The organism is Streptomyces spongiae, from assembly GCF_009377185.1.
GTDB lineage: Bacteria > Actinomycetota > Actinomycetes > Streptomycetales > Streptomycetaceae > Streptomyces > Streptomyces spongiae.
Map to the genome: position 1 here is coordinate 1 of NZ_VJZC01000351.1, position 10,541 is coordinate 10,541.

The 10,541-nt window shown below is 72.2% G+C and carries 10 protein-coding genes; 4 read left to right on the forward strand and 6 right to left on the reverse strand.

The features are described from left to right. Window positions 1–279: 279 nt before the first annotated feature. On the reverse strand, window positions 280–1,314 hold the full coding sequence (locus FNH08_RS33620; RefSeq protein ID WP_152775311.1) for an SGNH/GDSL hydrolase family protein: 1,035 nt from the start codon (window positions 1,312–1,314) through the stop codon (window positions 280–282). 148 nt (window positions 1,315–1,462) lie between these two features. Between FNH08_RS33620 and FNH08_RS33625 the strand changes: the two genes are divergently transcribed. Then, window positions 1,463–2,857, forward strand: coding sequence for a cystathionine beta-synthase (locus tag FNH08_RS33625; RefSeq protein ID WP_322725936.1), 1,395 nt, complete (start codon window positions 1,463–1,465; stop codon window positions 2,855–2,857). Between the two features lie 503 nt (window positions 2,858–3,360). On the opposite strand, the gene FNH08_RS33630 is transcribed toward FNH08_RS33625, so the two are convergent. From FNH08_RS33630 to FNH08_RS33650, 5 genes are all read right to left on the reverse strand, one after another. Further along, entirely contained in the window at window positions 3,361–3,792 is a 432-nt protein-coding gene (locus FNH08_RS33630) for a hypothetical protein (protein ID WP_152775312.1), read from the reverse strand. A 79-nt stretch (window positions 3,793–3,871) separates the two neighbouring features. Then, window positions 3,872–4,804: an ABC transporter substrate-binding protein gene (locus FNH08_RS33635; protein ID WP_152775313.1), complete on the reverse strand. Its 933-nt coding sequence runs from the start codon at window positions 4,802–4,804 to the stop codon at window positions 3,872–3,874. Window positions 4,805–4,815: 11 nt separating this feature from the next. Further along, entirely contained in the window at window positions 4,816–5,478 is a 663-nt protein-coding gene (locus tag FNH08_RS33640) for an ABC transporter permease (protein WP_322725938.1), read from the reverse strand. A gap of 4 nt (window positions 5,479–5,482) precedes the next feature. Continuing rightward, window positions 5,483–6,127, reverse strand: a complete 645-nt coding sequence (locus tag FNH08_RS33645) for an ABC transporter permease (RefSeq protein ID WP_152775314.1) — start codon at window positions 6,125–6,127, stop codon at window positions 5,483–5,485. After that, entirely contained in the window at window positions 6,124–7,299 is a 1,176-nt protein-coding gene (locus tag FNH08_RS33650) for an ABC transporter ATP-binding protein (RefSeq protein WP_152775318.1), read from the reverse strand. The genes FNH08_RS33645 and FNH08_RS33650 overlap by 4 nt, the downstream gene beginning before the upstream one ends. A 142-nt stretch (window positions 7,300–7,441) precedes the next feature. Between FNH08_RS33650 and FNH08_RS33655 the strand changes: the two genes are divergently transcribed. The 3 genes from FNH08_RS33655 to FNH08_RS33665 form a co-directional block, all read left to right on the forward strand. After that, a complete protein-coding gene (locus FNH08_RS33655; RefSeq protein ID WP_228034505.1) occupies window positions 7,442–9,034 on the forward strand; it encodes an aromatic amino acid ammonia-lyase in 1,593 nt (530 codons plus the stop codon). Next, window positions 9,031–9,873, forward strand: a complete 843-nt coding sequence (locus FNH08_RS33660) for a MurR/RpiR family transcriptional regulator (RefSeq protein ID WP_152775315.1) — start codon at window positions 9,031–9,033, stop codon at window positions 9,871–9,873. Before FNH08_RS33655 ends, FNH08_RS33660 begins: the two co-directional genes overlap by 4 nt. A 131-nt stretch (window positions 9,874–10,004) precedes the next feature. Continuing rightward, a partial coding sequence (locus FNH08_RS33665; protein ID WP_322725937.1) for a hypothetical protein occupies window positions 10,005–10,541 on the forward strand: 537 nt, incomplete at its 3' end.

Here is a 10,541-nt window from a genome sequence, read left to right on the forward strand (position 1 = left end):
ACTGCGCGACCGGCCCGCGACGGCCTGCGGTCGCCGTACGACGCCAAGGGGCTCTTCCTGACAGCGGAGGGCTGGGGCGCAGCCCCGCAGGGGGCGCGGGGAACTGCGCGACCGGCCCGCGACGGCCTGCGGTCGCCGTACGACGCCAAGGGGCTCTTCCTGACAGCGGAGGGCTGGGGCGCAGCCCCGCAGGGGGCGCGGGGAACTGCGCGACCGGCCCGCGACGGCCCGCAGCCGCCGTACGACAGCAAGGGGCCCTTCCTCGCCGTGCGCGGAGCGCTACGTGGACGGCTCCGCAGTCGACGCCGGCACCGGATCCGTGGCGGGCACGCGCCGGCGGCGGCGCCGCTTGAGCAGGGCCCACGGCCCCCGCGGCCCGGTGGGCATCGCCGCCGCGACCTCCGTACCCGCCTCCGACGCGGCCTCCGCCGCGGCGCGGGCCACCGGCAGGAACCCCTCGCGGCGGGACACGTCCGGACGCTCCTCCTCCGCCGGCCACAGCCCCAGCGTGGCGCAGACCGTGGGCAGGACGGCCATCGCCGCCGTGGCGTAGCCCTCGGCGGAGGGGTGGTAGCTGTCCGGGCCGAACAGTTCGCGCGGGTTCGCCGCGAACTCCGGGCCCAGCAGGTCGCCCAACGAAACGGTTCGCCCGCCCTGCTCGACCGTACCGATCGTCTGGGCCGCAGCCAGCTGACGCGACGCCCGCCGGGCCAGCCAGCGCAACGGCTGCTGCACCGGCTCGATCGTGCCCAGGTCGGGACAGGTGCCCACCACGACCTCCGCACCCGCCGTACGCAGTCGCCGGACCGCGCCCGAGAGATGGCGGACCGAGCGGGTCGCCGGCAACCGGTGGGTGACGTCGTTCGCGCCGATCATGATGACGCAGATGTCGGGAGCCGGGCCCGCATCGGCGAGGACCAGGGACACCTGGCGGTCCAGGTCGTCCGACTGGGCACCCGGTAGGGCCACGTTTCGCAACCGCACCGGACGTTCCGCCACCGCCGCGAGCCCCGAGGCCAGCAGCGCGCCCGGAGTCTGGCGTGCCCGGTGCACGCCCTGCCCGGCCGCCGTCGAGTCGCCGAGCATGGTGAGGAGGATCGGCGGATCGTCAGGGGTGTCGTACGCGCGCCCGTACAGTCCCTCCGCGCTGGGCGGGTGCGGGCTGTGACCGTTGCCCACGATCCGCTTGGCCATCTGCACCTCGGCCAGCAGCACTCCCACGGTCGCCGCGCCCAGCAGCCCGATCCCACCGCCGCCGTACGCCGCGCCCGCAGCGATGCGCCGGGCCACCCGCGCCCTCGACATGCTCGTCATGCGTCGACGCCACCTCCTCCTAGCCGTACACCCCCTCCATGCCCCGTACAGGGCGTGGACCAATCTCAACAGCGCGTGAACGGACGCCTGGGGGGCTTACGCTGGCGGAACCATACAACCTGTCCTTTTTGCAGCTCCGGAGACAACGGTGCAATTTCACGACTCGATGATCAGTCTCGTCGGCAACACCCCGCTGGTGAGGCTCAACAGCGTGACCACGGGCATCCAGGCGACCGTCCTGGCCAAGGTGGAGTACTTCAACCCCGGCGGTTCCGTGAAGGACCGCATCGCCCTACGCATGATCGAGGCGGCGGAGAAGAGCGGGGAGCTGAGGCCCGGGGGAACCATCGTCGAGCCGACCAGCGGCAACACGGGCGTCGGGCTGGCCATCGTGGCCCAGCAGAAGGGGTACAAGTGCATCTTCGTGTGCCCCGACAAGGTGAGCACCGACAAGATCAACGTACTGCGGGCCTACGGCGCCGAGGTGGTGGTGTGCCCCACCGCCGTGGATCCCGAGCACCCCGACTCGTACTACAACGTCTCCGACCGGCTGGTGCGCGAGACGCCGGGCGCGTGGAAGCCGGACCAGTACTCCAACCCCAACAACCCGCTGTCCCACTACGAATCCACCGGCCCCGAGCTGTGGGAACAGACCGAGGGGAAGATCACGCACTTCGTGGCGGGCGTCGGCACCGGGGGCACCATCTCCGGCACCGGGCGGTACCTGAAGGACGCCAGTGACGGCAGGGTGCGGGTCGTCGGCGCCGACCCCGAGGGCTCCGTGTACTCCGGCGGGTCCGGGCGGCCCTACCTCGTGGAGGGCGTCGGCGAGGACTTCTGGCCGACCGCGTACGACCGGACCGTGGCCGACGAGATCGTCGCCGTGTCCGACAAGGACTCCTTCCAGATGACCCGGCGGCTGGCCAAGGAGGAGGGGCTGCTGGTCGGCGGTTCGTGCGGCATGGCCGTCGTCGCCGCGCTGCACGTCGCCGAGCGGCTCGGTCCCGACGACGTCGTGGTCGTGCTGCTGCCCGACAGCGGGCGCGGATACCTCAGCAAGATCTTCAACGACGAGTGGATGGCCGACTACGGGTTCCTGGAGGACGAGGGCCCGAACGCGCGCGTCGGTGACGTCCTGAACGACAAGGAGGGCGGTTCCATCCCCTCGCTCGTCCACATGCACCCGGACGAGACGGTCGGTCAGGCGATCGAGGTGCTGCGGGAGTACGGCGTCTCGCAGATGCCGATCGTGAAGCCGGGCGCCGGGCACCCGGACGTGATGGCCGCGGAGGTCGTGGGGTCGGTCGTCGAACGGGAGCTGCTCGACGCGCTGTTCACCAAGCGGGCGTCCCTCGACGACCCGCTGGAGAAGCACATGTCGCCGCCGCTGCCGCAGGTCGGCTCCGGTGAGCCGGTGGCGGACCTCATGTCCGTGCTGGGAGGCGCCGACGCGGCGATCGTCCTCGTCGAGGGCAAGCCGACCGGGGTCGTGAGCCGGCAGGACCTGCTCGCGTTCCTCGCCAAGGGGAGCCTCAAGCAGTAAGCCGTCCGGTCCGTGAGTCGTCCGGTCCGTGAGCCGTCCGGTCAGTGAGCCGGCCGGACGGTTCTTCCGGTTCGCCCGTGTGGGGCGGGTCTGTCCACCCGTTCGGAGTCTGCTCGCGTAGAACTTCGCGGAAGTGGTACGAGCGCGTCACGTTCACGCAGCACACGCTTAACACGGGTCCGGCACATTAGTGGGTGTCGGCAGGGCGGGAGCGGCTCCCCGCCCCGGCCGGCGCCGAACGGCGCCAAGGACCTCCGGAGCGGCTCCCGGACCTCCATGGACGCCACCGGACGCGCAAGCCCGGCCCTGACCCGGCCCGCGTCCCTCGCGGGGACCGCCGTCGTCCCGCCCCCCGGCAACGGGGGTGCGGCGGTCCCCGCGCACCCCTTTGCGCCTGAACCGGCGCCGCTTTCGCGGACCTTGTTGCGGTCCGTTGTGGTTCCTCAATTGATGGTTGCGGTCGTGGTCGCTTTACAAGCAGGCGACTCGGCCCACAGGAGGCGTCACTCGTCCCAGTCGCTGTCGGCCGGCTTCTTCCCCCGGCGGCCGAATCCGGGGCTGTTGCGGAAGGCCCAGGCTCCGTTGACGGCGGCGATGCCCGCCCAGGCCACCAGCAGGCCGGGCAGGCCCGCGATGCCTCCGCTGATTGCCGACAGCGGGATCGCCAGGACGAGGGAGACGATCCCGAAGCCGAAGCGTTCGCCCCAGGTGTCGGTGGACTCCGGGGTACGGGTGCCGCGGGCCACGACCATCTGGTGCTCGGCCAGCTGGCGCCGTACCCGGCGGTCCACCGCGCCGTCGAGGCGCTGTTCCACCTTCTCCAGGAACGAGTCGACCAGCGCCGACTCGTACTCCTCGCCCAGCTCCTCACGCGCGTGCAGGGTGGCGGCGAGTTCCTTGTTGAGTTCGGCGTCGCGGGTTCCATTACCGGTCATGGAGTCCACGGTAGGCAGCCGCGGGTGCGGTGGCACTGGGGTTAGCCCCCCTGTTGCGGCTGGGGGCCGTACCCCCCCGCTACTTCGTCAGGCCCTTCTGCTTCGCGTACGCGTCCGCCACGTCCTCCGGGTCCTTCTTGTCCTTGTCGACCTGCCGGTTGAGCTCGGTGAGGTCCTTCGTCGTCAGGACGTTGCCGAGTTCCGCGAGGGCCTTGCGGACCGTGGCGTCGGCCTTGCGGTCGGCGATCAGGGGGACGACGTGCTGGCCGGGGATGAGGTTCTTCGGGTCGGTGAGGACCACCCAGTCGTTGGCCTGGATGTCGGTGTCGGTGGTGAAGAGGTTCGCGACGTCCACGTCACCCTTCTTCAGGGCGCCCTTGACCAGCGGCCCGGAGGAGTCGAGCGACTTGAACTCCTTGAACTCCACCCCGTACACGTCCTTGAGGCCGACCGCACCGACCTCACGGGTCTTCACCTCGGCCGCCGCGCCGATGACCAGCTTGCCGTTCTGCTTCGCGAGGTCGGCCAGGCTCGTCAGGCCGTACTTCTCGGCCGTCTCCCGGGTGACCACGAAGGCGTCGGAGTCCTCCGCCATGCCGTACGGCAGCACCTGGAGGCCGGCCGGGAGCGCGATGGTGAGGGCGTTCTGCATCTCGCCCTCCTCCGTGGCCGTCGCCTTGGGGGCGACGTAGTGCAGCAGGGCGCCCTGGTACTCGGGCAGGAGATCGATGTCGCCGCCCTTGAGCGCGGGGATGAGGATCTCGCGGGTGCCGAGGTTGGGACGGACGGTGGTCTTCACCCCGGCTGCTTCGAGGACGGCCGCGTAGAGGTACCCGAGGACCTGGTTCTCGGTGAAGTTGGCGGTGCCGATCGTGATGCCGTCCTTGCTGGAGCCGGAGCCCTGGCCGACGGAGCCCTCGCCTTCGAGGGACGTGATGCCGCTGCTGCACGCGGCGAGGGCGGGCACGGAGGCGGCGGCGAGGAGGCCGCCGAGGAGCGTACGACGATTCATGTCTCGGTTTCCTAGGCAGTGCGGTGGCGGAAGAGGAAGCGCTGGAGGCCGCTCAGGGCGAGGTCGAGGACCACGGCGACCACGGCGACCAGGACCGCGCCGCCGAGCACCTGCACCAGGTCGCGCTGGGCAAGGCCGTCGAAGACGTAGCGGCCGAGGCCGCCGAAGGAGACGTACGCGGCGATCGTGGCCGTGGCCACCACCTGGATCAGGGCCAGGCGCAGGCCCGTCATGATCAGGGGGAGGGCCAGCGGCAGCTCGACCTGGAAGAGGACCTGGTGGGCGCGCATGCCCTGGCCGCGGGCGGCGTCCTTCACGTCCGGGTCGACGGCGGTCATGCCCGCGTAGGTGTTGGTGACGATCGCCGGGACCGCCAGGGCGACCAGGGCGACGTACACCGGCCACATCGACAGGCCGCTGGCCAGGAACACCAGGACGACCAGACCGACGGTCGGCAGCGCGCGGCCGAACGAGGCGAGGTTGATGGCCACGAAGGCGCCCCGGCCGGTGTGGCCGATGAGCAGGCCGAGCGGGAGGCCGATGGCCGCCGCGATGAGGGTGGCGAGGAGCGAGTACTGGAGGTGCTCGGCGAGGCGGTGGCCGATGCCGTCGGGGCCGGACCACTGCTCGGCGCTGGTCAGCCAGGAACCGAGGTTCGTAAAGAGTTCGTACACGGTGTCAGGCACCCCGCTTCCGGGTCCACGGAGTGAGGACGTACTGGAGGGCCACCAGCAGCGCGTCGGCCACCAGGGCCAGGAGGAGCGTGAGGACGACGCCGGCGATCACCGGGGTCGGGAAGTTGCGCTGGAAGCCGTCCGTGAAGAGCTGGCCGAGGCCGCCGTCGCCGATGTACGTGGCGACCGAGACCAGCGAGATCGACATGACCGTAGCGATCCGTACACCCGCCATGATCACGGGGAGGGCGAGGGGCAGCTCGACGGTGAGGAGGGTGCGCAGGGGGCGGGTGCCCATGGCCTTCGCGGCCTCCTTGGTCTTCTGGGGTACGGAGTCCAGCCCCTCGACCGTGTTCCGGAGCAGGACGACCAGGGTGTAGATCGTCAGGCCGATGACGGTCGTGGTGCGGGTGAGTCCGCTCACCGGCAGGAGCAGCACGAAGACCGCGATCGACGGGATCGTGAAGAGGACGTTGGACAGGCCGAGGAGCAGCCCGCGCAGCGGGCGGATCCGGTGCGCGACCACGGCCAGGGGCAGCGAGATCAGCAGACCGAGGAAGACCGCGGTGAGGGCGGCCTGGAGGTGGGAGACGGAGAGGGTGGTCAGGTCGTCGGTGTGGTCGCCTATCCACGACCAGTCGATGGTCATGCGGGGCGCTCGGCGGGGGTGGCGGTGGCCGTGACGGGCGCGGTGCTGTCGGGGCCGGCGGTGCGCGCGGCGGCGGCGCCGGCCGCGGCGTGCGCCGCGTTCGCGTGGGCGTGGATCTCCTCGCGGGCCGTGACCCCGGTGACCGTGCCGTCCGCGTCGACGCGCGCGACGAACCCGCTCGGCGAGGCGATGGTCTCGTTGAGGGCGGACAGGAGCGAGTCGGTGTCGCGCAGCGCCCGGGCGGGACGCAGGGGCGCCTCGCCGGTGGTGCCCGAGGTGGGCAGCGCGTCCGTGTCGAGCCAGCCCAGCGGCCCGCCCGCGGCCGAGGTGACGAGGCGCCAGCGGCCGTCGGACCTGGATATTCCGGACACCGGCTCGTCGGCGGGCAGGGTGGCCGCGGGCGCCTGCGGTACGTCCTTCAGGGGCGTCAGCGACAGCAGTTTGAGTTCCCGTTCGGCGCCGAGGAAGTCCGTGACGAAGTCGTCCGCCGGGTGGGCGAGCAGCTCGGCCGGGGGCGCGTACTGGACGAGGTGGCCGCCCGTACGGAAGATCGCGATGCGGTCGCCCAGCCGGACCGCCTCGTCGATGTCGTGCGTGACGAAGACGATGGTCTTGCTCAGCTCCTTCTGCAGGCGCAGGAGTTCGTCCTGGAGCTGGGTGCGGACGACGGGGTCGACCGCGCCGAAGGGTTCGTCCATGAGGAGGACGGGCGGGTCGGCGGCGAGGGCGCGGGCCACGCCGACCCGTTGCTGCTGACCGCCCGAGAGCTGGTGCGGGTAGCGCTTGCCCATGTCGGCGGCCAGGCCCACGGTTTCGAGGAGTTCGGCCGCGCGCGCCCGGGCCCTGCGGCGGCCCCAGCCCAGCAGCAGCGGCACCGTGGAGATGTTGTCGAGGACCGTGCGGTGCGGGAAGAGCCCCGCCTGCTGGATGACGTACCCGATGGAGCGGCGCAGTTCGGCGGCGTCCTGTGCCAGGACGTCCTTGCCGCCGACCCGGATGGTGCCGGAGGTCGGCTCGACCATCCGGTTGACCATGCGGAGGGTGGTCGTCTTGCCGCAACCGGAAGATCCCACGAGGACGGTCACGCCGCCTTCCGGCATCTCCAGCGAGAGGTCGTGGACCGCTGTCGTGCCGTTCGGGAAGCGCTTGTGGACAGCGTCGAACTGGATCATGAGGTGTCCCTTGCCGGGTCTGTATAACGTCATGCAGAGTTCTCGGTATGTGAATAGGTTGTCAACGGTCGGGCGTTAATCGCTGGTAACGAATGACCGCCAGTCGAGACTCTTTGCCCGGTTTGAGAGGTGTTTGGGTGTGATGTCGTCTCGCATTGTGGACGTCCCCGGTGCCGTGTCGCCCCGGCCCGTGGTCCTCGACGGCAGCCGCACCGGCGTCGAGGACGTCGTACGGCTCGCCGACGGGGCCGCCCGCCCCACGCCCGGCGCGGAAGCGATGAAGCGCATGGAGGAGTCCTGGGACGCGGCTCGGCGGATCGCGGCGACCGGCAGGGTGTACGGCCGCTCCACCGGCGTGGGTGCCAACCGGACGGAGGATCTGCCGACCGAGGCCGCCGCCGGGCACGGGCTGCGGCTGCTGCGCAGCCACGCGGGGGCCGTCGGGGCGGAGCTGCCCGCGCGCCAGGTGCGGGCCATGCTCGCCGTACGGGCCAACCAGCTGCTCGCCGGCGGTGCCGGGCTCAGGCCCAGCGTGGTCACGGCGCTGTGCGAGGCGCTGGAGAGCGGGGCGTACCCGGTGGTGAACGAGTTCGGGTCGGTGGGCACCGGCGACATCGCGGCACTCGCCCAGGTGGGGCTCGCGCTGGCCGGGGAGCATCCCTGGAGGGGACCGGACGCCCCCCAACCGCAACTGCTCGACAACAACGACGCGCTAGCCCTGATCAGCAGCAACGCCCTCACTCTCGGCCAGTCCGCCCTGGCCCTGCACGAGTTGCGCGGACTGCTCGCCGCCACACAGGTCGTCGCCGCGCTGTCGTTGCTCGCCGTCGACGGGTCGCACGAGGCGTACGCGGCGCCCGTGCACGCGGCCCGTCCGCACCGCGGGTCGAGTGAAGTGGCCCGGCGCATGCGGGAGTTGATCGGCGCGGACGACCGGCCGACGCCACCGCTGGGGCGGCTGCAGGACCCGTACGGATTCCGCTGCCTGCCGCAGATCCACGGGCCCGCGCTCGACGCGGCGGACGCGCTGGAACAGGTGCTGGAGGTGGAGATCAACGCCGCCGCCGAGAACCCCCTGATCTGCGCGCAGGACATGGCCGCGTACCACCACGGCGGCTTCTACCAGGCCCAACTCGCCCTCGCCCTGGACCACTTCCGGCTTGCCGTCACCCAGGTGGCGCGCTTGTCGACGTCCCGGCTGTCCACCCTGAACGAGCCCGCCTACACCCGGCTGCGCCCCTTCCTCGCCGACCACGAGCCCGCCTCCTCGGGTGTGATGATCCTGGAGTACGCCGCCGGCGCCGCCCTCGGAGATCTGCGGGCCTTCTCGGCACCCGCGTCGCTGGGCCACGCTGTACTCTCCCGAGGCGTCGAGGAGCAGGCCAGCTTCGCCTCGCTGGCCGCACGGCAGACGCTGCGGGCGTGCGACGCGTTCCGGCTCGTCGTCGGCTGCGAGCTCGTCGCCGCCGTGCGGGCCCTGCGCCAGCGCGACCTGCGGCCCGATCCCGGGCTGCCGGCCGGGCGGGCGCTGGAGCTGGCCGAGGCGGTGCTCGACGCGGACCAGGCCGACCGGCCGCTCACGGACGACGTGGGCGCGGCGGCCGCACTGCTCGACCGGTTCACGGACATCTGGACGGATACCGGTGGCGATGACGATCACGACGTCCGTCAGGACGGTGGGAACGGTCAGGACCGTGGGAACGGTCAGGACTTTGGGAGGGGAAGCACGTCATGAGCGTGACCGACAGCCCGGCGGCGCGCCTTCAGGCGCTCTTCGAGGGGCACCGGCTGACGCCGACACAGCGGCGCATCGCGCACAGCATGGTGCGGCGCGCCGCGGACGTGCCGTTCCTGTCGAGCGTGGAGCTGGCCGAGCTGGCCGGGGTCAGCCAGCCGTCGGTCACGCGGTTCGCGGTGGCCCTCGGCTTCGACGGGTATCCGGCGCTGCGGCGGCATCTGCGCGAGGTCACGCCCGCGGAGCCGGCCGCGGACACGACGTCGTACAACGAGTACCAGCAGGCCGTCGAGGCCGAGATCGAGAACCTGCGGCACCTGGCCGACCTGCTGGCGGATCCACGGCCGGTGGAGCGGGCCGGGCGGCTGCTGGCGGCCTCGCGCCCGCTGCCGGTACTCGGACTGCGGGCGGCCGCGGCCCAGGCGTACGGGTTCTCCTACTTCGCCGCGAAGGTCCATCCGGACGTACGGCTGCTGAACGAGGGCGGCACCATGCTGCACGACCGGATCGACGCGGCGGTGTCGGCCGGGGCGAGCGCGCTGCTGTGCTTCGCGCTGCCGCGGCATCCGCGGGAGGTCGTGGACGGGCTGACGTATGCCAAGCAGTCCGGGCTGACGGTGGTCGCGGTGGCCGACTCGGCCTTCGCGCCCGTGGCCAAGGTGTCGGACCTGCTGCTGCCCGCCGCCGTGGGGACGGGGCTCGCCTTCGACACCGCGTGCGCGCCGATGCTGCTGGGGCGGGTGCTGCTGGAGGCGATGTGCGACGACCTGCCGGGCGCGCAGGCGCGGCTGGAGGAGTTCGACGCGCGGGCGGCTGCTCGGGGGCTGTTCGTGGAGTGAGGGGGCCCGCGAGGAGCGGTTCTCAGGGAGGTCTCACGTTCGCTGGCTAGCGTGCCCACCGGTGGTCGTACGCCGTGTGCGCCAAGTGCGTACGCCTGTATTCGTACGCCAGGAGCCGAGGAGGCGGGAACGTGACGCGTGGAGGGCAGGGACTGGCACGGGCGGCCGTCGTGGTGCGGGCCGGAGCCGCGCCGTTGTGGTGGCTCGGGGTGCTCGCGGCGGGCATCGGCGTGCTCGTGCCGGGGCTGACCGGGCGGCGCATCGGTGTCATGGCCGGGGCCGCGCTGTTCCTCGTGGCGGTGGCCGTGGTGGCCGGTGCGCGGCGGAAGCGGTACGGGGCGCTGGCCCGGGGAGCCGCCCGGGCGGGCAAGCACGATGTGCTCCAGGACCGGCGGGTGACGGTACGGAACTGGCGGCGCGGGCACCGGTGGTGGCTGGTGCTGGGCTTCCTGGCCGCACTGGGGAGCGCGTTCGCGGTGCCGGCGGCGGGCGGGATGCTGCTGGCCGGCGCCGGTGCGGGGCTTCGGCTCCGGGCCGGATGGATCGGTCGGGTGGAGCGGGGCGCCGAGGAACTGCTGTGGGTGCGGGTCGACTGGCTGTCGGCGCGGTGCGGCGGCCCCGCGGCCAAGCGGGTGAAGGCGTACCGGTCCACGGGCGTGGCCGCGGGG

Excerpts from the sequence above, each read along its gene's own strand:
- FNH08_RS33620 (WP_152775311.1), bottom strand. The coding sequence starts at position 1,314 with ATGACGAGCATGTCGAGGGCGCGGGTGGCCCGGCGCATCGCTGCGGGC.
- FNH08_RS33630 (WP_152775312.1), bottom strand. The coding sequence starts at position 3,792 with ATGACCGGTAATGGAACCCGCGACGCCGAACTCAACAAGGAACTCGCC.
- FNH08_RS33635 (WP_152775313.1), bottom strand. The coding sequence starts at position 4,804 with ATGAATCGTCGTACGCTCCTCGGCGGCCTCCTCGCCGCCGCCTCCGTG.
- FNH08_RS33645 (WP_152775314.1), bottom strand. The coding sequence starts at position 6,127 with ATGACCATCGACTGGTCGTGGATAGGCGACCACACCGACGACCTGACC.
- FNH08_RS33650 (WP_152775318.1), bottom strand. The coding sequence starts at position 7,299 with ATGATCCAGTTCGACGCTGTCCACAAGCGCTTCCCGAACGGCACGACA.
- FNH08_RS33655 (WP_228034505.1), top strand. The coding sequence starts at position 7,442 with ATGTCGTCTCGCATTGTGGACGTCCCCGGTGCCGTGTCGCCCCGGCCC.
- FNH08_RS33660 (WP_152775315.1), top strand. The coding sequence starts at position 9,031 with ATGAGCGTGACCGACAGCCCGGCGGCGCGCCTTCAGGCGCTCTTCGAG.